At 50.5% G+C, this 25,640-nt stretch carries 19 protein-coding genes; 14 read left to right on the top strand and 5 right to left on the bottom strand.

Annotation, left to right across the window (positions count from 1 at the left end; translation table 11 throughout):
* Positions 1-10 precede the first annotated feature (10 nt).
* The 3 genes from ACFQ0N_RS21105 (at position 11) to ACFQ0N_RS21095 (ending at position 5,351) form a co-directional block, all read left to right on the top strand.
* Positions 11-3,049, top strand: a complete 3,039-nt coding sequence (locus ACFQ0N_RS21105; protein ID WP_379329857.1) for a glycoside hydrolase family 2 TIM barrel-domain containing protein — start codon at positions 11-13, stop codon at positions 3,047-3,049.
* A 196-nt stretch (positions 3,050-3,245) separates the two neighbouring features.
* The gene (locus tag ACFQ0N_RS21100) at positions 3,246-4,169 is read left to right on the top strand and encodes an ABC transporter ATP-binding protein (RefSeq protein ID WP_379329855.1); all 924 of its coding nucleotides are present in this window, start codon (positions 3,246-3,248) and stop codon (positions 4,167-4,169) included.
* A 30-nt stretch (positions 4,170-4,199) separates the two neighbouring features.
* A complete protein-coding gene (locus ACFQ0N_RS21095) occupies positions 4,200-5,351 on the top strand; it encodes an ABC transporter permease (protein WP_379329853.1) in 1,152 nt (383 codons plus the stop codon).
* Positions 5,352-5,582: 231 nt separating this feature from the next.
* On the opposite strand, the gene ACFQ0N_RS21090 is transcribed toward ACFQ0N_RS21095, so the two are convergent.
* A complete protein-coding gene (locus ACFQ0N_RS21090; RefSeq protein ID WP_379329851.1) occupies positions 5,583-7,769 on the bottom strand; it encodes an alpha-galactosidase in 2,187 nt (728 codons plus the stop codon).
* A 203-nt stretch (positions 7,770-7,972) separates the two neighbouring features.
* On the opposite strand from ACFQ0N_RS21090, the gene ACFQ0N_RS21085 reads away from it, so the two are divergent.
* Entirely contained in the window at positions 7,973-10,204 is a 2,232-nt protein-coding gene (locus tag ACFQ0N_RS21085) for an ATP-dependent helicase (protein ID WP_379329849.1), read from the top strand.
* Positions 10,205-10,222: 18 nt separating this feature from the next.
* On the opposite strand, the gene ACFQ0N_RS21080 is transcribed toward ACFQ0N_RS21085, so the two are convergent.
* The 3 genes from ACFQ0N_RS21080 to ACFQ0N_RS21070 form a co-directional block, all read right to left on the bottom strand.
* Complete coding sequence (locus tag ACFQ0N_RS21080; RefSeq protein WP_379329847.1) at positions 10,223-11,038, bottom strand: carbohydrate ABC transporter permease; 816 nt, start codon at positions 11,036-11,038, stop codon at positions 10,223-10,225.
* Positions 11,039-11,054: 16 nt separating this feature from the next.
* Positions 11,055-11,933, bottom strand: a complete 879-nt coding sequence (locus ACFQ0N_RS21075) for a carbohydrate ABC transporter permease (protein ID WP_379329845.1) — start codon at positions 11,931-11,933, stop codon at positions 11,055-11,057.
* 87 nt (positions 11,934-12,020) lie between these two features.
* On the bottom strand, positions 12,021-13,592 hold the full coding sequence (locus tag ACFQ0N_RS21070) for an ABC transporter substrate-binding protein (protein ID WP_379329843.1): 1,572 nt from the start codon (positions 13,590-13,592) through the stop codon (positions 12,021-12,023).
* Positions 13,593-13,977: 385 nt separating this feature from the next.
* On the opposite strand from ACFQ0N_RS21070, the gene ACFQ0N_RS21065 reads away from it, so the two are divergent.
* The gene (locus tag ACFQ0N_RS21065; RefSeq protein ID WP_379329841.1) at positions 13,978-15,027 is read left to right on the top strand and encodes a LacI family DNA-binding transcriptional regulator; all 1,050 of its coding nucleotides are present in this window, start codon (positions 13,978-13,980) and stop codon (positions 15,025-15,027) included.
* Positions 15,028-15,050: 23 nt separating this feature from the next.
* Here the strand turns inward: ACFQ0N_RS21065 and ACFQ0N_RS21060 are convergent, their stop codons facing one another.
* Positions 15,051-16,250: an ROK family protein gene (locus tag ACFQ0N_RS21060; protein WP_379329838.1), complete on the bottom strand. Its 1,200-nt coding sequence runs from the start codon at positions 16,248-16,250 to the stop codon at positions 15,051-15,053.
* Positions 16,251-16,527: 277 nt separating this feature from the next.
* Here ACFQ0N_RS21060 and ACFQ0N_RS21055 point away from each other — a divergent pair, with 277 nt between their 5' ends.
* From ACFQ0N_RS21055 to ACFQ0N_RS21015, 9 genes are all read left to right on the top strand, one after another.
* Positions 16,528-17,229 (top strand): chromate transporter, encoded by a 702-nt coding sequence (locus ACFQ0N_RS21055; RefSeq protein WP_379329836.1) that lies wholly within the window; start codon positions 16,528-16,530, stop codon positions 17,227-17,229.
* 39 nt (positions 17,230-17,268) lie between these two features.
* Positions 17,269-17,805 (top strand): chromate transporter, encoded by a 537-nt coding sequence (locus ACFQ0N_RS21050; RefSeq protein ID WP_379329834.1) that lies wholly within the window; start codon positions 17,269-17,271, stop codon positions 17,803-17,805.
* Between the two features lie 835 nt (positions 17,806-18,640).
* Positions 18,641-19,192: a DoxX family protein gene (locus tag ACFQ0N_RS21045; protein ID WP_379329832.1), complete on the top strand. Its 552-nt coding sequence runs from the start codon at positions 18,641-18,643 to the stop codon at positions 19,190-19,192.
* 170 nt (positions 19,193-19,362) lie between these two features.
* Positions 19,363-20,181, top strand: a complete 819-nt coding sequence (gene yunB / locus ACFQ0N_RS21040; RefSeq protein ID WP_379329830.1) for a sporulation protein YunB — start codon at positions 19,363-19,365, stop codon at positions 20,179-20,181.
* A 180-nt stretch (positions 20,182-20,361) separates the two neighbouring features.
* On the top strand, positions 20,362-21,015 hold the full coding sequence (locus ACFQ0N_RS21035) for a TetR/AcrR family transcriptional regulator (RefSeq protein WP_379329828.1): 654 nt from the start codon (positions 20,362-20,364) through the stop codon (positions 21,013-21,015).
* Positions 21,015-21,569, top strand: a complete 555-nt coding sequence (locus tag ACFQ0N_RS21030; RefSeq protein ID WP_379330183.1) for a GNAT family N-acetyltransferase — start codon at positions 21,015-21,017, stop codon at positions 21,567-21,569. Before ACFQ0N_RS21035 ends, ACFQ0N_RS21030 begins: the two co-directional genes overlap by 1 nt.
* Positions 21,566-22,306: an oxygen-insensitive NADPH nitroreductase gene (nfsA, locus tag ACFQ0N_RS21025; protein WP_379329826.1), complete on the top strand. Its 741-nt coding sequence runs from the start codon at positions 21,566-21,568 to the stop codon at positions 22,304-22,306. Before ACFQ0N_RS21030 ends, nfsA begins: the two co-directional genes overlap by 4 nt.
* A gap of 480 nt (positions 22,307-22,786) precedes the next feature.
* Positions 22,787-23,389, top strand: a complete 603-nt coding sequence (locus ACFQ0N_RS21020) for a TetR/AcrR family transcriptional regulator (protein ID WP_379329824.1) — start codon at positions 22,787-22,789, stop codon at positions 23,387-23,389.
* A gap of 24 nt (positions 23,390-23,413) precedes the next feature.
* Complete coding sequence (locus tag ACFQ0N_RS21015; RefSeq protein WP_379329822.1) at positions 23,414-25,630, top strand: N,N-dimethylformamidase beta subunit family domain-containing protein; 2,217 nt, start codon at positions 23,414-23,416, stop codon at positions 25,628-25,630.
* Positions 25,631-25,640 lie beyond the last annotated feature (10 nt).

Here is a 25,640-nt window from a genome sequence, read left to right as displayed (position 1 = left end):
GGAGAACATCATGGCTGAGTTCGAGAAGTACTGGCAAAATCCGAATATGCTGCAGATTAACCGGCAAGCGGCGCGAGCCGCCTATATTCCTTATGCTGACCAGGCCAGCGCCAGGGCCAATAAGCGGGGACAGTCGCCTTTTTATGAAACTTTAAACGGCAGCTGGAAATTTCGCTACTATGCCAGCGTCAATCAGGTACAGGACGGCTTTTATAAGGAAAATACCGATGTCAGCGACTGGGATAGCTTGCTGGTCCCATCCTGCTGGCAAATCAATGGCTATGATCAGCTGCATTATACCAATGTCAATTATCCGATTCCTTGCGACCCGCCGTACGTTCCCGATGAAAATCCGGCCGGTCTGTATGTGCGCGAATTCAATATGCGGCAAGAGTGGGAAAGCAAGGACAAATATATCGTTTTCGAAGGCGTAAACTCCTGCTTCTATTTATGGGTTAACGGCAGCTTTGCCGGCTACAGCCAAGGGAGCCGGGTTCCGGCCGAATTCGATCTTTCCTCCTATTTACGCCCAGGCCGCAACCGGATCGCCGTAATGGTGCTCAAATGGTGCGATGGCACTTATTTGGAGGATCAGGACGCATGGCGGTACTCCGGTATTTTCCGGGACGTCTATTTGCTTGCGCGGGAGCGGTCGCATATTCGCGATGTGTTTGCCAGACAGCAGTTGTCGGCTCATTTCGATGAGGCCAAGTTGAAAGTTGAAATAGAAACGACAGGCCGTATGGAGGTAAAGGCGGAGCTGCAGGATGCCGCAGGGAAGCGGATCGGCGAGGGAGCCGCAGTTGTAGATGGGGCAGGGGCCATAGAAATTGTCGTGGTCAATCCGCAGCTCTGGAATGCGGAGCGGCCGTATTTGTACCAGCTGTATGTGTCCGGCGGCGACGAGGTCATCCGGTTTTCAGTAGGCTTCAGGCGCATTGAAATTGCGGGCGGTGTATTTACCGTTAACGGCCGGCCGGTCAAGCTGAAAGGGGTGAACCGCCACGACTCTCATCCGGAATTGGGGCAGACGATCCCGCTTGCGCATATGATCAAAGATCTGCATTTAATGAAGCGGCACAATATCAATACGATTCGTACGGCGCATTATCCGAACGATCCGCGCTTTCTTGAGCTGTGCAGCCAATACGGATTTTATGTGATCGACGAGGCTGATCTGGAATGCCACGGCATCGGGATCGCAGAAAATTGGGCGGAAGGGGCCTTGCACAAGCTGTCGGTCAATCCGGAGTGGAAAGCTGCATTTGTAGAGCGGGCCGTCCGTATGGTCGAACGGGATAAAAACCAGCCATGCGTCATCATGTGGTCGATGGGCAACGAATCCGGGTATGGGGAAAATCATATTGCGATGGCAGAATGGACACGGGCAAGGGACAACTCAAGGCCTGTTCATTATGAAGGTGCGGCGCCGGTAAACCGGGGAAATCCGCACGTTGAATGCCTCGATGTCGAAAGCCGGATGTATGCGGCAATAGCCGATATTGAAAGCTATGCCCGGAACGAGGACAATGACAAGCCGCTGTTTTTGTGCGAGTACAGCCATGCCATGGGGAACGGTCCGGGAGACTTGAAGGATTACTGGGATGTCATCTACCGCTATCCGAAGCTGATGGGCGGCTGTGTATGGGAATGGTGCGACCATGGCATCAAAACGGCCAAAGCGGACGGCACGGCCTATTTTGCTTATGGCGGCGATTTTGGCGACAAGCCGAATGACGGCAATTTTTGCATCGACGGCCTTGTTTCGCCTGACCGCAAGCCGCATACCGGGCTGCTTGAGCTGATGCAGGTGATTGCTCCGATTCGCATTGAAGCTGTGGAGCTTGCCTCTGGCCGGATCAAAATTACGAATTTGTACGATTTTATCAATTTAGCGCATATCGGCCTCAGCTGGAAAATTGAACAGGAGGGCGAAATCGTCCAGCAGGGCGCCGTATATCAGTTGGATGCAGAACCGCAGCAAACGCAAGAGGTTAAGCTGACGTACGAATGGCCGCTTGCGGCGCAGAGAGCAGGAACCGCTTATTTGACGCTGACGTGCTGGCAGAAGGAAGAGACGCGCTGGGCGGACATCGGGCATGAGATTATGTTCAAGCAATTTGCGCTGGTGCTGGATAAGCCTGTTTCTGCTGCTTCTCAGGCGCCAAAGACGTCCGCCATTCAGGCTTCCGAGCACGACGGGCTGCTTACGGTGGAAGGATTTGATTTTCGTCATGTCTTTGATTTAAATGCAGGGGCGTTCATCGCTATCAGCAGGCATGGCGTTCCGATGATTGCCGCACCTACAGCCTTTAGTATTTGGCGCGCTCCGGTCGATAACGATATGCAAGTGAAGAAAAAGTGGATCGAGCAGGGCTTTGACCGGGCCCGCAGCAAAACATATCGCTCCGAATGGAAAATGCTGGAGGAGAGCGGCGTAGTGATTGAAGTCGACTTTTCATTGTCCGGCTATATCCGTTACCCTTATTTGCACGGTCAAGCGGTTTGGCAGATTGACGGAATGGGCGCGATCAGGCTGAAGGTGAAAGTGAAGGTCAGGGAAGATCTAGAGTTCCTGCCGCGTTTCGGGCTGCGCCTGACGATGCCGCAAGGGATGGAAGAAGTTGATTATGTGGGAGGCGGCCCGCATGAAAGCTATATTGATAAACATCATAGTGTGAGGAAAGGACGCTATCAATTAACGGTTGACGAAATGTTCGAGGACTATATTATGCCGCAAGAAAACGGGTCGCGCTTTGATACGGAGCGGGCGGTTGTCTCGAATGCGCTTGGGATGGGACTGGCTTTCGAGGCAGATGAGCATTTTTCGTTCAATGCAGCACATTATGCGCCAGAGGATCTGACGCAGGCATCTCATTCCTATGAGCTGGTCAAGCGGAAGGAAACGATCGTCCATCTTGATTACAAGATGAGCGGCGTAGGCTCGAATTCCTGCGGTCCCGAGCTGCTGGAGCCGTACCGGTTGAGCGAGAAGGAATTTGAGTTTGGCTTGACGATTAACCCTGTATTTAAAGAAGATTACTATTAAGCATAGTCGAAAAAAGGCCGGGCAGATTGAATTCTGCCCGCCTTTTTTTATATTACACGCCAGATAGCTGCTTGGGCGGTGGCTTGTTTTTTAATAAATCTTTAGTGAAGAAGAAGTGTATCCATATGCGCGAAATGGTACAATGCTCTCAGTACATAGGAACTAGCACTAATCTTATTAGTTGGAGGGTTTATGAATGAGCGACGCTTTGCAAGTGCAGCAATTGACGAAATCGTACGGAAACAAAAAAGCGTTGGAGGAAGTATCTTTTGCGGCCCAGCAGGGCTCCTGCTTCGGATTGCTCGGTCCGAACGGCGCCGGCAAATCAACCACGATGAAAATATTGGCGGGCATAATTTCAGCCGATGGAGGCTCGGCCAATATTTTTGGCATGTCCATACAGCAGCAGCGCAGCGAGATTTTGCGAAAAATCGGTTATGTTCCCCAATCGATCACCCTTTATGAAAAGCTTAGCGCCTACGATAACCTCGTCTTCTTCGGCGAAATGAACGGCGTGCGCGGCGCGCTGCTCAAGCAGCGCATTGACGAAATACTTGAACGCGTAGGCTTGGCGGAGCGTCGCAAGGATGTGGTGGGCACATTCTCCGGCGGAATGAAACGACGCATTAATATTGCTGCCTCGCTGCTGCACAAGCCGGCGATGATTATTTTGGATGAGCCGACGGTCGGCATCGATCCGCAATCGCGGAACCATATTTTTGGCCTGATTCGGGAGCTTAAGAAGGAAGGGGTTACGATTGTCTACTCCACGCACTATATGGAAGAAGTCGAGGCGCTATGCGACGATATCGCCATCATCGATCACGGAAAAGTCATCGCCCAGGGAGAGCTGGGATCGTTGCTGAGCCGTTATGGCAGCAATGCCGTCTATGTGGAGGCGGCTGGAATGGATGACCTTCCGCAAGCTCCCGGAATGAACAAAATTGCGAAGGAAGGCCGGGGGTGGCGGATTGAGACGGATACCGTACTGGAGACGATCCAGACCGTTGCGCAGCTTTGCCTGGAGCGCGGCATGTCCGTCGATCAACTGCAAATCGTCAGACCGTCGCTTGAACAAGTGTTTCTTGCATTAACAGGGACGAAGCTGCGCGATGAGTAGACGGAATTTCTGCTTGGGAGGGAACGGAAAATGATTAAAAGCATCGCACGTAAAGAACTGAAGGTTATGCTTAAGGAAAAAGGCCTGTTCTTCTGGATGTTTGTCCTGCCGATCTTGTTTATTGTACTATTTGCTTCCATTTTTGGCGGTACGGCAAACACGAAGATTACGGTCCATTATATTGATGAGGATAAATCGGACGGCTCTCGGAAATTTCTCGAGTCGATATCGGCTTTGCAAGGTTTTGCGCTCAAGCAGGACGAGCAGGCGGGAGCGGCGGAGCAAATTGAAAAAATCCGCAATGGCAAGCTGTCATCGCTGCTTGTCATTCCGCAAGGATTTGGTGAAACACTGCATGCGGGGACGAAAACGGCGGAGCTGATGTTCTATCAGGATGCAACAGCTGATGCCGCGGCAGCGCCGATTCAGGCGGTGATGGAAAATATCGCAGCCGGTTATCGCGAAGGCAAGCTTGCAGGCGGTTTGGCCGAAGCGGGAGTGGATGCCGCCAAGATCAACCAAATTTTGCTGCCGCCGATTCAGATCAACCAGAGCAAGGAGAGCGCCGTCAAGGTGGATATGATCGCTCAGGTTGTTCCAGGATATACCGTCATGTTCGTCTTCTTCATTATGATTACGATGGTCACTCGCTTTATTAAAGAGAAAGAATCGGGATCGACGGCCCGTCTTCGCAGCACATCGATGCATCCGCTGCATTATTTGATCGGGATGTGGATTCCCCATATTATTGTCGTGCTCGTTCAATCAGCAGTTCTGCTTACTTTCGGCCATTTTGTCTACGGCTTGCATTTGGGCGATTTGAGTGCCATTCTCGTCCTTGTCGTCAGCCTGGCGCTATGCGGCACAAGCTTCGGATTGGCGCTGTCCCTGCTCGTCAATAGCGAGAATCAGGGCGTAGCCTTCACACAAATTATCGCGATGGGCGGCGCTGTACTGGGCGGCCTATGGTTCCCGATCGAGCTGATGCCCGACATTGTCCAGCAGATCGGCCGGTTTCTGCCGCAATTCTGGGCGCAAAAGGGGCTGCAGGATGTTATGATACGCGGCGCGAATATTGGCGGTGTATGGCCGTCCATCGTCATTCTGCTGGCGTTCGCCTCAGCCGGACTGCTCGTGGCATGGCTAAGATTCAAAAGATTTATGCAGACAGCCGTGAACTAACGGAGCGGACAGACGATCCGTTATTTTGCCGTAAACGAGTCATTCGGAGGTTTCGCGGACACAGGATCCGTTATTTGCCGATTTTGCTGGGGCTTAGCGGCGATTTGAGGCCAATAACGGAACCACGGTCCGCGGACCAATCGTTTGGGTACATTTGTTCACAAATAACGGATCTGGTGTCCGCTTGGACGAAACAGCGCCCATGGAATTGGTGTCCATGGGCGCTGTTTCCTATTCCGCGCGGAAACGGAACAGCTGGCTTTGGAAATCGCCGTGCGGCAGCGGCAAAGAAATGCCCGCATACATCAGCTCGTCGCCGCCGTATACTTCTCCGGTCTCAACATTGTGGTAATTTTGCTGAGGATCGAGCCCTTTGAGCTTCAGGCGGCTGAAAGGCGCGTTGGGCTCAGCCAGAATGTTGAAGCTGCAGGCCAGCACATCCTGTCCATTTGCCGAGACGAACATCCACGCGGCCTGCATGCCTTCGAACGGGCTGGCCAGCCGGTAGAAGCGCCCGAATTGGACAAACTCGCGCAGCTCTTTATACAGGGCAACTTGCTGTGCCGCCAGTTCCCGCTCCTCCGGCGTGAACTTCGTCAAATCAAGCTCATAGCCGAAATTGCCGGACATCGCTACATCGCCGCGCATTTGCAGCGAAGTGGTGCGGTGCACTTGATGATTCGGCACAGCGGAGACGTGAGCGCCCATCGCGCTGATCGGATAGACGAGACTTGTGCCGTACTGAATTTTCAGGCGCACGACCGCATCCGTATTATCGCTTGTCCACGTTTGCGGCATATAGTGCAGAATGCCCGGGTCAAAACGGCCGCCGCCGCCGGAGCAGCTTTCAAATAGAACATGCGGGAAGGCAGATGTAATCCGCTCCATGACATCGTACAAGCCGAGCATATATCTGTGAGCCGTCTCTCTTTGCCGCTCCGGCGGCAAGGCTGCCGAGCCGATTTCTGTCATATGGCGGTTCATGTCCCATTTTACGTAGGCAATAGGAGCGCTGGCCAGCACGCTGGAAACTGACGCTACGATGTAATCGCACACCTCGGGACGTGTCAAATCGAGAATGAGCTGATTGCGGCCTTCCGAGCGTGTGCGGTTCGGCACATGCAGGCACCAGTCCGGATGCGCGCGGTAAAGCTCGCTGTCGCGGGAGATCATTTCCGGCTCAAACCAGATGCCGAATTGCATGCCGAGATCGTTGACCCGTTTCACCAAATCCTCCAAACCGTTCTCCAGCTTGTTTCGGTCTACGGACCAGTCCCCGAGCGAGGTTGTATCATCGTTGCGCTTGCCGAACCAGCCGTCGTCAAGCACGAACAGCTCGATACCAAGCTCCTTGCCGGCCTTGGCGATCTGCTCGATTTTTTCAGCATTGAAGTTAAAATAAGTGGCTTCCCAGTTATTGATCAGCACTGGGCGCGCCTTATCGCGGAACTCTCCACGGCAAAGTCTTGTCCGGTACAGCTCGTGGAAGGTTTGCGACATGCCGGTCAGCCCTTGCTTGGAATAAACCATTACCGCTTCCGGTGTTTGGAATGTTTCACCAGGCTCCAGCAGCCAATCGAAGTCGAACGGGTTAATTCCCATGGACAGACGTGTCGTATACATTTGATCGACTTCTACGGAAGCGAGGAAATTGCCGCTGTAGACAAGGCTGAAGCCATATACGCTGCCGTGATCTTCAGTCGCGTCATGCGAGACCAGCGCCAAAAACGGATTATGCTGGTGGCTGCTCGCTCCCCGGCGGCTTTCGATCGACTGCGTTCCCGGCTTGAGCGCTCTTCTCTCGATGTAGCGCTCTCTTGCCCAAGCGCCGGACAAATGCAGCAGGTCAAACTTGTCGTGCGCAAAGTCTACATTCATGCTGAGCGCGCGCAGCAGCTTGAGCGATTGCTGGCCGTGATTGACGAAGCGAACGCTGCGGGCAATCGCATCAAGCGCTGCAAATGCCGTGTAACTGAGAATAGCCTGCAGTCCGCTCAGCTTGTCCTCCAAGACGATTTCCAGCGTTTGCGCCTCAGACGCATCTTCCGTGTAAGTGGCGGGCAGACCGGCAAGCTTGGCTTTTCCTTGTGTAATCGTATGCGAGATATATTGCAAATCGGTCACTGTCGTGCCGTTCGCAAGCTGTGCCTGGTAGGCCGGCTGACGATAGTCGGAGTTGCCGTAGCCCGGAAACTCCAGCGGGAGCATGTCCAAAGAATAGGAACGGTCGTCCGGATTGGGATTCGGGGAAAAAGCCCGGTCCATTGTGCGGATCATGCGGTCAGGCTGCAGCTCGCGAATGCGGTCGCCCCAATATAAATGTGTCAGATGTCCTGATTTATAAACATGCAGAACGTAGCTCGTACGGCCGGCGTGCAAATAAAACAGGCGTTGTTCGGCATCATAGATAATAGACATGGATGAAATACACCTCAATCTTTCAAATTATCGTTTTCATCGATTAGCCCTTCCATAATAGCAGAACAAAATGCGTTTTCTATGGAGGAAACGAGCCGAAATATGTAGAGATGTAGGATTTTGGGCGGTTGCATGACGGGATATATTGCTATAATAATAGTAGGAAAATCATTTCTACCGGGGGAACGAAAGGGTAATGAGCGATGAACGAACAAGCAGATTTTTTTGAGCGCAAAAAGGCGGAAATCGGCGTGTCCTTAAATCAGGTCCAGCATAAGGCTGTGCGATATACCGAAGGGCCGATGCTGCTGCTGGCTTCGCCGGGTTCGGGAAAAACGACGACCCTTATTATGCGCATCGGATATTTAATAGAAGAAAAGGGTGTCGATCCGTCAACCATAAAGGCGGTTACGTTCAGCCGCGCCTCGGCAGCGGATATGAAGGAACGGTTCCGGCGTTTTTTTCCGCAGCTGCCGCCGATTGATTTTTCGACGATTCATAGCTTTGCCTTTCAAGTGGCGCGGGATTATTTCTACCACAGCGGCACCAGCTTTCAAATTATAGAAGGCGATGTTGAGCACGAGGAGCAAGCAGATCAGACGGAGCTGCCGCTGCATAAGAAGATTGTTTTGCGGAATTTGTTCAAGACGGTGACAGGGGACAACATTACGGATGACCAGCTGGAAGAGCTGACGACCTATATTAGCTATATAAAAAATAAAATGATTCCGGCTGAGGAATGGGCGCTCGTTAAAACTGACGTGCCGCAGGCGGAGCGCGTGCTGCGCGAATATGAAAGGTTCAAGCAATTCGGGCACAGCAAACTGCTGCTCGACTTTGACGATATGCTCGTTATTGCGGAACGGGCACTGGAAGAGATGCCGGGCTTGCTCTTCAAATATCAGCAGCGCTACCGTTATATTTTGACCGATGAAAGTCAGGATACTTCGCTTATTCAGCATGCGATCATTGAAAAGCTGGCGCGTCCTCACAAAAATTTGTGCGTCGTAGCCGATGACGATCAGTCGATCTACAGCTGGCGCGGGGCGGAGCCGTCGTATTTGCTTGACTTTAAGCAAAAGTACCCGGCGGCAAAAACGCTGTTTATGGAGCAAAATTACCGATCCAGCAAAGAGATCGTCCATGTGGCGAATTTGTTTATTAAGCGCAACAAGAACCGATATGAAAAAAATATGTTCACGCATAACCCGGCCGGAAGGCCGGTGAAGATTCGCAGTCTTGAGGATTATAACGCCCAAGCCGCATATGTGATCAAGGCGATTCAGAAGGAAGAAAAGCTGGAGGAAATTGCGGTGCTGTACCGCAACAATTCATCCTCGATTGCGCTCATTAATGCGTTTGACCGGGCAGGCATCCCTTTCTATATGAAGGACGCGGATAACCGCTTTTTCTCGCACTGGGTTGTGGAGGATATTTTGAATTTTATGCGGATGACCTTTACGGACCGCCGGCCGGACCTGCTGGAGAAAATTCATCTAAAAATGAACGGCTATGTTAGCAAGCAGCAGATGGCGGCGCTTAAAGCGGTTCAAAATCAGGAATCCGTCTTTGATAATTTGCTGCAGCATGTTCCGCTGCAGGACTATCAGATTAAAGCGCTGCAAGCGACGAAGGAAACGTTCGAGCAAATGCGCGGCATGCCGCCGCGCCCGGCGATTCAAGTGATCCGGCAGCGGCTCGGCTACGAGAAGGCGATTGAACGGATGTGCGAGCGGCTCGGCTTTCGCAAAGATTATTTGATCGGAATCTTGAATACGCTGGAGGAAATTGCCGATACGCTGGAGACGATGGAAGAGTTCGCGGCGAGACTGAAGCATCTGGAAGCGGTGCTGAAGAGCGCAAAAAGGCGCAAAGGGCAAAATGCCGTCACATTCTCGACCTTCCATAGCGCCAAGGGATTGGAGTTCGAGCGGGTGTTTATGCTCGATCTGATCGAGGGAATCATTCCGTCGAAGGAGGATGTGAAAGCGGAGGAGCGTGACAATGAAGCGCTGGAGGAGGCGGCCCGCTTGTTCTATGTCGGGATGACGAGGGCGAAGCGGCAGCTTGAGCTGTTTGTGTACAAAAAGCGCGATGGCGAGAAGGTGAAGGAGTCGCAATTTGTGACTGCGGTCAGGGCGATTATTAACCCGCCGCAGCAGGAAAAGGCCGCACCGCCGCAGCGGGGGGCGCGCCCTGCTGCAGCGCGTGTTGTCACAACTGTGACTGCCGAGGGGGTAAAGCTGCCCATAAGCCCTAATGCTTTGCGCGATCGTTCGGAGCTGAAGGCAGGGCTGATGGTAAAGCATCGCGTGTTCGGTACAGGGAAGATTACCGGGCTGAACAGCGAGCGGATCGAGCTGCAATTCGGCCCCAAAGTAAAGCAGCTGTCGCTCGCCGCTTGTTTGGAAAATGGCTTGCTGGAGCCTGTGTAGATTCAGGCAAATGGCCTGTCATGATTTTACTGCCCCTGCGACCATGCCCTCGATATAATATTTCATGCCAAACAAAATGACGACAATGGTAGGGATACTGCCGATGATATAGCCGGCGAACGACAGCCCGATATCCGAGCTTCCTGAACGGTTCAGGCTGACGGCGGCCATGGTGAAGGTCTGGTGATCCTGGTCGAGCACAATAAACGGCCACAAATAGTCGCTATATACCGACAGAAATGTGACAATCCCGATCGTAATTAAAATCGGCAAGCACAGCGGCAGAGCGATGCGGGCGTAAATATAAAATTCATTGCCGCCATCGATTCTGGCCGCTTCGAACAACTCCTCGGGCAGCGATTCGAAAAAGGTCCGGCAAAGCAAAATGCCGAGCAGCTGCGTACCTGCAATGTAAGGCAGGATCAGCCCCCAGAAGCTCTTGGTCATGCCGAGCTTGACAATAATCGCGTACAAAGGAACGGTGTTGAGCAAGGATGGAATCATCATGACCCCGATCAGCAAAATATACAGCAGCCCTTTCAGCGGAAAGCGGTGACGGGCAAATACATAGCCTGACAGCGAGCCGAGAACGACGGCCCCGAGCACAGTCACAATGCAGACGAACAGCGAGTTGCCGATGCTTGATTGGACTGCCTCCCATGCAACCGTATAATTTTCCCACTTAATCGCCGAAGGAAAGCCCCAAAAGTCGATCAAGATATCAAGATGATCCTTAAAAGAAAAGAAAATAAGCAGTACAAATGGAACAAGCGTAGCAACAAGAAGGGCCAAAAGAACGGCGCCTCCCGTCCATTTACTTAAGCGAGCGGCCATGGCGACCTCCTTAAAATTAGTAATCTGTTTTCAAAAATTTCATGTTGAACAGCGTAATGACAAGAATGATCAGAAACAAAGCAATGCCGATCGCCGAGCCGTATCCGTATTGCGAAGCGCCGAATGCGGCGTTATACATCAGCATGGCCGGATTGATCGTAGCATCGCCCGGCCCGCCCTGGGTCATAACGAGAATTTTCACGAAATCCTGCAGGCTGCCAATGATCGTCAAAATAATGACAACCTTGAACTGCGGAACGAGAAAAGGCAGATGCAGCTTGGTAAAAATATGCCAGCCGGTCGCGCCGTCGATGCGCGCGGCTTCAAGCTGATCCTGGCTCATATTGCCGATCGCCGCGTAGAAAATAAGAAACGGCAGCCCGGCAATAAACGGGAAGCCCATCATAATTAGCGACCAGATGGCTGTCTTCTCATCGCCGAGCCAGGGCATTGCCCAGCTTTCCAGGCCAAGCACCGACAGCAGCTGGTTGATCAGGCCGTTGCTGGGATCGTACATATTTTGCCATAACAGCACGGTCACGATTCCGGGCAGCAGCATTGGCAATATGAAGCCTGTGCGGAACATATATTTCAATTTTTTTCCCCCAAGCATATGAATCAGCTCGGCTGCGAGTAGAGGAAAAATAATCGCTTTCAGTATATCGGTTACCGTATAGATGAGCTGGTTGAGCGCACCTTTGACGAACATCGGATCATTGAACATATTCGTAAAATTGTCGAAACCGATCCATTCCGATTCTACGAGATTCCATTTCGTAAAGGAATGAAACATGGCAAGTAGTACCGGGTAATACAAAAATGTCGCGATAAACAAAAAAGAAGGAATGAGAAATAAATAGGATATGCTATATTTTTTCCATTGTATGGCACGCATTGTTTGACTCTCCTTTTTCCAAATGGCGCGAATAAACAGGAGAGGGGGATGGCAGAAGCCATCCCTCCTGCGCCTTATTGTCTAACCTTAGGGATTCGTTGCAGGATCCAGGTCGAATTTGTTGTCTGCGATATATTGCTCATTGGTTTTCTTCGTAAACTCCGCTTTTTTCTTCAGAAACTCTTCCAGTGTAACCTTGTCATCGAAAAACTGCAGCTCAAGCGTCTTGAATTCGGTGCTTAGCGTCGTATTGCCTGTCGGGTTGCCATTGGCAATCATGCCCAGATCGCCGATCATGTTGCCTGCAGTCAGGAAGCCTTTCAAATAACCGTTAATTTCATCGGACAGCTTGACGCCCTTCACCAGGCTCGGGCCTTGCACGAATTGGCCGGCATTGAGCGTTGTTTCGTACACCTTTTGTGCGATTTCAGGAGAGTAGAGATACATCATGAAGTCTTCAGCGCGTTTCTTTTGCTCGTCGTCCTGTTTATTGACAATGCTAAGCTGGTGGCCGGGCACGAGAATGCCGCGCGGCTCGCCCGGGAAGTTCGGATCAGGGGTCTTGAAATTCGGAAACTTGAATGTCCCCCATTCAAAGCCTTTATCGCCCAGCTTTTGCTGATCCTTCACCAACTGACCGACTTGCCAGCTGCCGTTCCAGTAAATGGCCGCTTTTCCGGAGATAAATAGTTTATAGCAGTCCGGATCGCTCATCGTCGTATAGCCAGGCTGATAAAACTTGGACAGATCCTTCAGCAATTGCCAATATTTTTGCTCGGCAGGGCCTTGGGCGTCGTATTTGCCGCTTTTCCACAGGGCCATAATGCGTTCGGGATCGCGGATCGCGCCTACATCGAAGAACGGGTCGTCAGCCGCGTAATGAACTTTGCTGTTCACTTTCTCAATTTCAGGCGTATTGCGGGCATCGCCCTTCTGCACGAGTATGTCAGGGATATACTGTCTTGCCGTCCAATCCATGAACGTGCCCTTCATCCAGCCTGTATAATCCGCCGCGACAGTGAATGACATCGAGAGCGGGATATAATTGGCGTCCTTCAGCTTTTGCAGTGTGGCTAGCAAATCTTCCCAGGACGTCGGCACTTCCAGGCCGAGCTTGTCAAAAATCGTTTTATTGTAGTAAAATCCGGTGCCTACAAGATCGAAGGGAAGCATGAAGATGTCGCCGTTTTCCGTGTAAGCGTAAGGGTGGTAGTTTTCGTCGATTCCATCCCACAGCGCGGTCTTATTGTTATAAGGGTTAGGCTGTTTGACGAAATCGTTCAGCGGCAGCAGCCAGCCTTTTTTGATGTTGTTGCCGCTCGAATCGCCAAGCAAATTCGCATGGACGATGTCTGGAGCGTCTTTGCCGCCTGCAGCCATTTTTGCCTGGAAGGAGGTTTGATAGGTCGAGTTGTCGGTAACGATGTCGATCTTGACCGTCGTTTCCGGATGGAGCTTGGAGTAGTCCTCGGCGGCCTGCTTCAGCCCGTCCGTATAGTAATTCGTAATGGTGGAAAAGGTAATGGTCCGCTTGTCTCCGGCATTGCCTGTAACGGGTGTCTCATCTGTCTGACTGCCCGACTCTTTGCCCGAGCTGCAGCCTGCAACGTTACCGAGCAGAAGAGCAGCCGCCAGCATCAGTGTTGTCGTTTTTTTCATCGTGTAGATTCCCCCTTGTTCATGGTTAACGAAGTTGTTGGAGATGGTTGCAATTGAGTGAAAATAGCGATTAAAACGTTTTTATTTCTTTCAAAAATTTCCCTATACCCTCATATTTGAGGGACAAAATAGGGGTAAACAGGTAGTGAAATGTGATGAAAACGCTTTAAAGTCTCCTTTGCTTCAATGATAACATTGATTCGAAATGGAGATCAATATAAAAATGATTGAATAAAAATAGCGATAAAAACCTTGATAATATACGCTTTCATTCGTTATTTTCAATAAAAACAGCGTAAAAAAGGAGCTGAATTGTCCGGTTGACCATTTGCATGGCGATATGGTACGTTTTGTTTATTAAAACGTTTTTGTAGAGGGTGGCAGCATGGTTACGATTAAAGATATCGCCCGTGAGGCGGGAGTTTCGATTTCGACTGTCTCGTTTGCTTTCAATGGCACAGGGCCTGTCGCGCCTGAGACGAGAGAACGGATTTTTGAAGTGATCAAGCGGCTGAACTATCAGCCGAATTCCGCGGCCAAGGGGTTAGTAACGCGAAAGACGAACAATATTTGTCTGTTTACGCCGCATCCGGGATCGGATTTCTTTTCTTTTTCGGGAAGCCAGACGTTTTCGATTTTGCTGCAGGGGATAGGGGATGTATTGGACCAGCGAGACTACAACTTGCTTATCGCCTGGGAAAATCAAGGCCATAAAGCCAAGACGCCGAAGCTGATCAAGCTGATGCGGGAGCGGGCGATGGATGCCGTGCTGATTGCACTGCCAAGTCAAGATTCCTCGATTATTCATGAGCTGTCCGAGCATCATTTTCCGGTTGTCATTATCGGCAGCAATGATCAGAAGGGAGCGATCAATTCCGTCGACGTAGACAATTATGAAATTTCTTACCGCAATACGATGCATCTGATCGAGCTTGGGCATAAACGGATTGCCTTTATTAGCCCGGGGCCGCTGAATTACCTCGTGTGCGAAGACCGGCTGGAAGGCTTTGCGGATGCGCTGGCGGACAATGGGATTAAATTTCGCGATGACTATATGTATATTGGAGATGAGAAAGAGGCGAGCGGCTATCAGGCGGCCGATTGCTTGCTGTCGCTGAAGGAGCCGCCGACGGCGGTCGTCGCTGGCCGCGACATTCAGGCGGCTGGCGTGCTCGAGTATATGCGCGCGCATGGATTGTCAGCGCCGGAAGACCTGGCGTTAGTCAGTTTTGAGAATACACATATCGCCGAAAAATACGGGATCACATCAATCTCGACTGATCTGTACGAAATCGGCAAAGAAGGCGCCAAGCTGATATTGAAGATGCTTAACCGCAAAAAGGAGAGGCCGCCGCAAAATCTCATCATTCCTTCAGAGCTTGTCGTCCGGAGGAGCTGCGGCGCCTCCGGCCCAGGCAAGCCGCTGCAGGTGTAAATCGCGTCAGCCAGTCCTTGAAACTATATTTCAAGCTCTCTCCACATCATCATGGCAGCTCCGGTCGCCACTGCATCTTCCTTCAATTCGCCTTTGGAAAAGAGCGGTTCATATTGGGGATAGTAATAGCTGTTCTTGCGCGCGACCTCGATGGCTGTCTGATAAAACAGTTCGTGCGCATTGATGAGCGCGCCGCCCAAAATAATTTTTTCCGGGTGAAGGACGTTGATCAAGTTGGCAAGTCCGATTCCAAAATAGGCGGCTGATTGCATAAATAATTCGCGCACGAATGGATCGCCGGCGTGCAGCGCTTTGACTAATGCGGCGAAATTTACGCGATCCGGCTGTTCCAGCAGCAGAGGGGACAAATCGCTGCGCCCTGTTTTTAATTGGGCGCGCGCCTGCTTCTCAAGCGCTTGCACAGATACATATGCTTCCAGTGCCCCATAGTTGCCGGTTTCGTGAAGCCGCTGCCCATCGGTCTGAATAATCATCTGGCCGACCGCACCTTCCATATCGACCGTGCCATGGATGATCTGTCCATGCGACATCATGGCCGAACGAATGCCGACCCCGGCATGCACGTAGAGCATATGCTGAACTTTTTCGTGCCGGAGCGCCCACTGCTCCCCGAGCAGCGCGGCGTTGGCTCCGTTGTCGAGAATGGTTTTGAAGCCGGTCAGCTGCTCCATAAGCTCACAGATCGGCAGGTCGACCCACCCTTTGGCAGGGAAGTGAAGCGGCTGTACAATGATGCCTCGTTCCCGGTCCAGCGGTCCGACAGCTCCAATCCCGATTCCGCGAACCTGCTCGCGGGCAATATGATGATCGCGCAAAAAAGCATTGATGTTGAGATGAACATGCTGAATGAACCGCTCTGGCGTCATCGCTTCATCCATCGGCCAATGGATAAGCGAACGAGGGTTCAGCTGCATATCAAACAAGCCAAGCGAAGAGGAGACCCGGGAAATTTCAATGCCGAACATATAACCGTAGTCGGGCGCCGCTTCATAGAGGAGGGGTCTTCTGCCGCCGCTGGAATGCCCCAGGCCGGACAATTGGAGCAAGCCTTCGGCTACCATATCATCAAGCAAGCGCGTTAATGTGCTGCTTGTCAAACTCATGGAGGTTAGCAGCTCCGCTTTGGATACGACGCCCAGCTCAGCAATATGGTTAAAAAGAAGCCGCTTGGCCGAAGGTACTGTCTTCAATCGTTTATCCATCACAATCCCCCGTTTAACCAACAATTCAGATGTAAAAAATCTATTTTATTATACATGAACCTCCAGTTTTTTGCGAAATCCAAGGTAGAGATAGACGACTTTAAACCAAAATGATTTTAAATAACTGAACTAGTCCGCTCGGAAAAGCGGGTTTTATACAATTTCACTCATTTTTTTGCGGGAAAAAATAGGTTTTTGATTGTTTTTCGAATACTTTATTCCAAAATGAAATAAAGGTGGTATAATAGAAAGAAATAATGCTTGGGAGGCGACAATTGTGGCACAAATACAGGCGGCAGCAGCTGCATCAACACCAACATCAACGTCAACGTCATCGTCGCCCAAATTGACAAAGAACAAGCAATTATCATTGCTTTTCCAGTTGTTTTGGACTTTTTTTCGCATTAGTCCTATGACCTTCGGCGGCGGGTATGCGATGATTCCGCTTATTGAGCGCGAGGTTGTAACCAAGCGCGGCTGGATTCAAGAGGAAGAGATGGGCGACATATTATCAATCTCGGGATCGGCGCCGGGCGGCGTAGGCGTTAATGCGTCGGCCTATATCGGATTCAGGATGGCAGGTATAGCAGGCGCTGTAGCAGCAATTGTCGGCATTACGCTGCCAACCTTTTTAATCGTGTTCGTGTTGAGCTTTTTATATGGCCAGTTTTCTGACAATGCGAAATTTGCCGCGGCGCTGCAGGGCATACAAGGGGCAGTTATTGCGCTTATTCTCGTGGCGGCCTACCGTATGGGCAAATCTTCTCTATTTGATAAAGCAACCGTCAGTATAGCGCTAATCGCACTAACCGTACTGCTGTTTACGAAGGTTCATCCGTTATTTGCCATTCTTGCCGGCATTGTCGCCGGGATGGCGGTCGTAAAGGTGAAAATGCTGCTTGGATGGAAAGTGCAGACCGAGAAGCAAGCGAAGGGAAAGCCGGTGGAGGAAACCTATTATCCGGAGTATTACATCTAGCATCTAGAATATGCTGCAAGTGAAAAAGAGGGAGATAAAATGATGTGGTGGGAGCTGTTTCTTACATTTCTAAAAGTAGGGTTCATATCGTTTGGCGGCGGCTATGCAGTGATTCCCATCGTTCAATATGAGGTGAGCGCGCACGGCTGGCTGCAGGATGCGGAATTTCAGCAAATCGTCTCGCTGGCCGGGATGGCGCCGGGGCCGATTGCCGCTAACAGCGCTACCTTGATCGGCTATCATATCGGCGGCATCGGCGGTGCCATTTCCGCTACGATCGGCATCGTATTTCCGTCCTTATTTTTAATTGTATTATTGGCGACTTTTATGCATCGTATTCATCATAATCATTGGGTAAAGTCCTCCTTCTACGGCCTGCGTCCGGTCGTAGCCGCTTTGATCACCTATGCGGCCATCCACTTTGGGTTTATGGGGAAAGGCGATCAATTGCTTACATGGACAACGATTGGAACGCTGCTTATTTGTGCCGGCGCATTAGTCGGGATTATCAAGTATAAAATGCATCCGCTGGCAGTGATCGCCGCTTCCGGCTTGGCGGGAATCGTCTTGTTTTGATTAAGGCTAATCGAAAAACAGGAGGCTGCCTGGCCGACTCGGGCGGGCGCGGTTCCGTAGCGTTGGGTGAAACGGACCTTGAGCGATCTAAGCGCCTCCGAGCCGACCGTAGATCCCTTATTTGTGAACAAACCAGTTAAGACGGCCGGCTTGCGGACCGTGGTTCCGCTAATGGCCTCCAATTGCCGCGAAAACCAGACAAAATCCGCAAATAACGGATTCTCTGTCCGCCCAAACCTCCAATCACCTGTTTTTCGATAAAATAACGGATCGTATGTCCGGATGCCTCACGGCCTCGCCTAGCCGAGCGAGCCTAAGCGTCTCCGAGCCATCTCGAGCCGACCGTAGATCCCTTATTTGTGAACAAACCAGTTAAGACGGCCGGCTTGCGGACCGTGGTTCCGCTAATGGCCTCCAATCGCTGCGAAAACCAGGAATAATCCGCAAATAACGGCTCCTCTGTCCGCCCAACCCCTCCAAACGCCCGTTTTTTGAGCAAATAGCGGATCGTGTGTCCGCTTGCCTCTCAGCTGATCATTTCCGCCTCCCTGAACACGTCGCCAGCGATTGTAATCGGTCAAAAAAATTTTTTGAGTATGTGATTTAAATCACATACTTATTTTGAAATCCGGGTTATTATAAGAGTGTGGAAAGGGAAAGCACAACAAAAACAACAACATAAAGACGAGAGCGAGAAAGGAAGTGGCAGCATGCGACAGCGCCATACATCATCAGAGACAAAATGAAAGTCGCGGATTTATTTTAGCTAAGTTTGTGAAAAAAATCACGTAATCTGAGAACTTGAGCAAGATCAAATAGAAGGAGTGTATCAATCATGATTAAATTTCTAAGAGAAAACGTATATGCAGCCGGATTTTTACTTCTGCTGAGGGTTTACCTGGGCTGGGAATGGATGACGGCCGGCATACACAAGCTGACAGGCGGATTTGACGCAACGGGTTATTTGAAAGGGGCGGTTGCCAATCCAGTGGCGGATAAAGCGACAGGCACGCTGGTTTATCCGACATTCAACGCTTTCCTGGAGCGGTTCGCGATACCTAATGCGAAAATCTTTAACGTTCTAATTCCTATAGGCGAAACATTGGTTGGACTTGGTCTTATTCTTGGAGCAGTGACAGCGACAGCAGCCTTCTTCGGAATTTTGATGAACTTCATGTTCATGTTTGCCGGCACTGTAAGCACTAACCCTTGGATGCTGCTGATTGGCGGAATTGTCATGATAGCAGGCGCCAATGCTGGTAAGTTCGGTGTAGACTACTACCTGCTGCCGCTTATTCGCAAAGTGTTCAAGCGGGAAGGCAAGGCCGGCAAAGGCGGCAAGCCGACGGCAGACGGTGCAAAACCGAATACGCCGGCCCCCATCTAACTTAAAATAGAGAGCATGTCACGAGTATAAAAAGTGTTACCGATCCCAAACCGGGGGCGGCTGAAAACAGCCGTTCCCGGTTTTTAATGATTTCCTGACTTCATTTTTTGGACGGACATTGCATATGAATGGGAAGGGAGAGTAGATAAAGGGGCAAAGGGGGGCGGCTCATGCCGAGATGGGGGAAGAGAAAATGGGGCAGCTTTAGCCGCCGCCAACGACCGGGCAGCTTAAGCCGGCGCAAGCTGACGCTTATCATTGTGCTGCTTTTTGGTTTTTTGCTCGTTCAGTCCTTTATATTTGTCGAGCGGAATTTAAAGGAGCCGCTGATGCATGTTGCTGTCATGCGGGTCAAGCAGGTAGCTACACAAGCGATCAATAAATCAATCACCGATCAGGTCGCTCATCAGACGGATGTAACCGAAAAATTGATTGATTGGAAAACGAATTCAAGCGGGAAAATAACGGCCTTTATGCTGAACTATGCAGAGCATATGCGGATCACCTCGCAAACCATCCAGACGGTGCAAAACACATTGGCGGACTTGGGCGATATTCCAGAACATATTCCGATTGGGCAGGCGCTGGGCAGCGCTGTCATTGCCTCCTTCGGGCCGCGTGTTCCCGTTAAATTTGAGCCGCTTGGAGCGGCAAAGGTCGATTTGAATACAAGGCAGAAGGATGCCGGCATCAATATGATTTTAGTTGAGGTCTATATGCGGATCACGGCAGAGGTATCGATCATTATCCCTTTCGACACACACCCGGAGCTGGTGGAAACGGAAATTCCAATCTCATATTTGCTCGTCGTTGGCGATGTGCCGATGTATTATTACGATAATAAAGGGAACCCGGTTGGGGATTCGGCGCCCGGAGCGCCGAATATATCGTTGCCGATCCAGCCGGGCAAGAACGGAGTGACGGTTACGCCGCAAGACGGGGAAGGCGGAGAGGGAGCAGCGCAAGGACAGGGCGGCAGTCATCCCTAAGAAAGGAAGAAGTTCACCTAGCGGCGCAAGCTTCACTCACGATACATGGCAAGGTGTGACCGGGATAAAAAACGAGTCTGGGAATTTTCCCGCGGCTCGTTTTTTTCTTTGTTGAAGATTGAAACCGACACGATTGTCGGTTATAATCAAAAATAAAACCGACAATCATGTCTATTTTAGGTGGTGACAATTATTTCTCCCCGTGTCAGTGAGACTTATAAAAGCCGCAAGAAGCTGGAATTATTGCAGGCAGCCAAGCAAGTTTTTATTGCCAAGGGATTTCAGGCAGCGACGATGCAGGATATTATGGATCAGGCAGGCATATCGAGGGGGGCGCTCTACGGTTATTTTGACAATATTGAGCATGTCTATATCGAATTATTGCAATATGAGGATGAGCAGGACGCCAGTTATTTTACTATGGAGACAGCAGAGAGCGCCTGGCCGCGAATCGAGAAATGGGTATTGCTGCAGCAGGAACGTATAGAACGGGCCGACCAATCCATCGTTCGCGCAAATTCGGAGTTTTTCTTGTCAGAAAATTATAGAAAGCACAAAGAGCGATATCCTTATATTTCTGCGCGGTATGAGCGTTTAGTCCAAGCATTGTCCGCTTTTTTGCAAGCGGGAGCCGAGCAGGGCGACTTCAAGCTTCGCAAACCTGCAGCAGCCATTTCGCAATTTATTATTTCTTATATCGATGGTTTGATGCTGGACACAGCCCATTTGGGTACAGAGCAGATTGGCAGTGTGCGACAGCTGGAAGTATTTTTACTGGCGTTGCGCCAATTGCTTGATAGTGATAAAGAAGGAAAGAAAGGTGCGGGAAAATGATGAGACTAGAAACAGCCAGAATTCGTTTTCGCAAAATGGTAATCGGGGATATTCCCACCTATCATAAATGGAGAAATGACATAGATGTGATGCGGACAACGAATCCATCTCTTGATTTGTACACCTATGCGGAAACGGAAGCGTTCGTGAATCATGTTATTTTTGGAGCGGGAGACAGTGCCAAAAATTTTATCATCGTTGATAAAAATAATGATCAGGCGATTGGCATTACCGCATTGGTGCAGTTGGATTATAAAAACCGCAATGCGGAATGTATTCTTGATATTGGCGAGAAGGAATATTGGGGGAAAGGAATCGGAACAGAGGCGCTAACGCTATTGCTTGATTACGCCTTTCTGGAAATGAACCTGCATCGTGTCTCTTTGCGTGTATTTTCGTTTAATGACAAAGCGGTCAGATTATATACGAAGCTGGGTTTTCAGCAGGAGGGCATATCGCGGCAGGCGATTTACCGGGATGGCAGCTGGAGTGATATCGTCCATATGGGAATACTGAAAGAAGAGTATCTCATTCAAAAGGGGAGATCACTGTGAATCGTGTAATCGAGCAACTGCTGCAGCACCGCTCTATCCGCAAGTTTAAGCCGGGACTGGTAACGGACGAGCAGGTACGTTGGATTATCGGGGCGGCGCAAGCAGCGTCGACATCATCAAACATTCAAGCCTACAGCGTAATCGGCGTGACTGATCCGGAGCGGAAGCAATCGCTCGCAGAAGCGGCAGGCAATCAAAAGCATGTGGCACAATGCCCGCTTTTCCTCGTTTGGTGCGCAGACATGTACAGGCTGGAGCTTGCCGTGAACCGTCATGCGCCTGGCGAGCTCCATCAAAATACTGAAACCTTCCTGCTTGCATCCGTTGATGCCGCTCTGGCGGCACAAAATGCGGCAGTCGCGGCTGAGTCGCTCGGACTCGGGATCGTCTATATCGGCGGGATTCGCAACAATCCGGATCGGGTTGCGGAATTGCTCGGCCTGCCGCGGCTCGTCTATCCGGTATTCGGCATGTGTGTCGGCATTCCGGATCATAGCCCGGACATCCGGCCGCGGCTGCCGCTAGATGCCGTCTATCATCAGGAGACTTATGACGCTGCCGGACAGTCTGAGGCGATTTGTCAATACGACGAAACGATGAAAGCCTACTATTCCGCTCGTACAGGCGGCAGCCGCTTAACGGAATGGTCGAAGGAGATGGCCTCTCGGATGGAGAAGGACAAGCTCCGGGAGCATATGTATGCCCATCTCGAGAAGCAAGGATTCCGGCTGCGCTGAGCGTGAATTATCAGCTGGTCTGCTGCTTCGTAAATCCTCATTCGCCATCTCATGGATCAGCTCTCGAATCGTCAGTTATTTCAGAGGGAGCTGATTCCGTATCCATTTTCGCAGAACGGAAAAAGACAGGTATCCCTGGATGTAGCTAGGTAACCCTCAGAACTATTGTTGGCAGCCGCTAACGAACCTGACAACCCTTATTCGGCTCAAAATGGGGCCTTGTGGGCTGTAACGAATCTACCGATCGTTATTCACCGAAAATCGGCCGCTTCCCGGCCTTTTTTCCATCAATAGCGTGTCTCAGGTTCGTTAGCCCTAATTGACCTGTCCAATTCTGTTTGTTAGCAGAATAACGGCCCATTATCTCATTTCATTTAAAAAGCGGAGTTGAAAAAAACACCAGCATGCGTTAATATTATGACTATTAAGTCATTATTTGAATATTGAATTCTTTTACTTTTTGGAGGCGCTTACAACTGTATGGTACAAAGCAAAGGAACATTGAAGGAACGGCAGCGTCAAGAGCGGGAGCAATACATATTGCAGGCGGCGGAACAAATCATGCTGGAGAAAGGTTACCACCATACGAGCATGGATGAAATCGCTGAGCAGGTTGGAATTGCCAAGGGCACGCTTTACTTGCATTTCGCACGTAAAGAGGAGCTGGCTTATGCCTTGGTAGAACCGAAGCTCAATATGTTTCTGGAAAGCGTACAACATGCCCAGACTTATAACGGTACAGCACAGGAGAAGCTGATTTATTTGCTGGAAAAAGAAATGTCGGGCGCATTTTTTCAGTTTATGCTGCGGAGCGATCCGGATTTGACCTCTGTATTTAAAGCACAGCAGCAGCAGATCGATGTATTGATTGGGCAGGTATTTGCTGGTATCGGGAAAATTTTGGATGAGGGGAAGGAAGCAGGCATCTTTGATCGTGATCTTCCTAATGAAATGATGGCATTTCAGTTTATAAACATGTTTGATCCGCATTTGTATCTGAAGATGGTGGAACAACAGCAAATGAGCAAAGAAACCTTTATCCGCCATATAGCCAAAGTATATCTGCGAGGAATTGAACAGTGATCCCTTACCATTGGAGGAGATACAATGAAACAGGAAGCGCTTAACATTGCCGGGTACGCAGATCAGTTCAGTGTAATGCCGGGGGAACAGGTCAAGGTTATGGTCAGTACAACAAGCAAAAGTTATAAGGTAAACGTTGTTCGCCTTTGCGGCGGGTTGCTGGATACTGAGCGTGACGATTTGCCGGTGGAGGTTTTGCAAGCCGATTGCAATAAGGTTTATCCAGGACGCGTACAGGGAATCGAGGCAGGCTCATATGGCAAATTGCCAGTACCATCCGATTGGATGAAAGGCGGAGAGTTCACGGTTCAACTATGGGCTTGGCCGACTTTGACGACAGGAGCTGTGCATCCGCAGACGCTCTGGTCAGTGGAGGCGATGAACGGAGCGTCCGGAGGTCGGCTTGTGCTGGAGCAAGATGGTCTGCTCGCTCTGACTCTAATTGACTGTGCGGGACAATCGGCGGTTGTTCGTACGGAGCGGCCGCTTATTGCAAAATCGTGGTATTTTATCGCAGTGCGTTATTCGGCTGAGGCAGGAGAAGCATCGCTGTTCATTGATCACCATGATCAATGGATGCCTGCACGGGATAGGCAGTGTATTAAAATAAAAGCAACACTGGATTTCTCAAATCTGTTAACGGGTGCAGTAATGCTGGCTGCCCAATTTGATATGAGCAGGAGACGGCATTACTACAACGGCAAGCTGGAAAACCCGCGTTTTTTTCGTATTGCCCTGGATGATGAACAGCTCGAGCAGCTATATGCAGCACCAGCAGTTCCGGCAAGTATGAGAGTAGACTGCGCAGCATACTATGACTTTAGTCATTATATTTCATCCAGCCGTTTAATGGACTGTTCGAGCGGACAAAATGACGGCTGGTTGTATCAAGCACCAGCACGAGCGGTGACGAGTCACAATTGGACAGGTGAATATGCGAACTTTAAAGAAGCGCCTGACCAATATGCTGCTGTTCATTTTCACGATGACGATGTATGCGATGCGGGCTGGGATCCTGATTTTGTCTGGAAAGTGCCGGATAAACTGCCGAGCGGAGTCTATGCTTTTCGTCTGGAGACTGACGTTAGCGTCGATTATGTGCCATTGTTTGTACGCCCGGGCAAGCAGGCTGCCAAGGCAGGGGCCGTCTATTTAGCTCCTACTAATACGTATCTGGCTTATGCTAATGAACGACTGTATGAGCAGGCTCAAGCTTATATGGGTGACGATTATGTTCTTCCCGAACAGGACAGGTTTTTGTCCGAGCATCCGGAGCTGGGCAAATCGATCTATGACTTGCATCATGACGGCAGCGGTGTACAGTACAGCTCCCGCTTGCGTCCGATTATGAATATACGGCCTCATTACCGCAATTGGCGGTCAGTACGGCATTTTTCGGCGGATTTATATATAACCGGTTGGCTGGAAAAGCAAAAGCAGTCCTATGATGTCGTTACGGATGAAGATTTGCATCGGGAAGGGCAGGAACTCTTGGCATCTTATAAAGTGATCATTACGGGCAGTCACCCTGAATATTGGACACGTCCGATGCTTATTGCGTTGAAGCAGTATTTGGCTGCTGGCGGGCGGCTGATGTATTTGGGCGGCAATGGATTTTATTGGGTAACGAGTCTGGATGCGGATCGTCCTTACTTGCTTGAAGTACGACGCGGCAATGCCGGTACAAGATCATCTGATACGCTGCCAGGACAAATCTATCATAGTACAACCGGCGAGCCGGGGGGCTTATGGCGCCATTACGGTTTTGTGCCGCAAAGCGTTGTCGGTGTCGGTTTCTCTGCACTTGGCGGTATCAACGGCTGCGGGTACAAACGCCTTCAAGACAGTTATGATCCGGCGGCAGCTTTCATTTTCGAAGGGATCGGCGAGGATGAAATAATTGGCGATTTCGGTCTCGTTATGGGCGGAGCGGTAGGCGATGAAATTGACCGCTTTGATCATGAATTAGGTACGCCTAAACATGCACTGCGATTGGCGACCTCAACCGGTCTGGACGATTATTATCAAGTCGTACATGAAGATTTGCTGTTTACAGCGCCTGGACAAGGGGGGCTTGACAGTCCGCTCGTGCGTGCAGATATGACCTATTTTGATATTGCTGGCGGCGGTGCGGTCTTCTCTGTTGGCTCCATTAACTGGGCAGGCAGCATGGCCTGGAACCATTACGATAATAATGTGGCTCGAATTAGTAATAACGTCTTGCGCCGCTTCTTAACATAATCGCTCACAG

The sequence above is a fragment of the Paenibacillus sp. GCM10027626 genome (assembly GCF_042676285.1).
In the GTDB taxonomy this organism is placed as follows: domain Bacteria; phylum Bacillota; class Bacilli; order Paenibacillales; family Paenibacillaceae; genus Paenibacillus_Z.
Note: the sequence above shows the minus strand (reverse complement) of the source record. Positions and strands in the feature narration are given on the sequence as shown.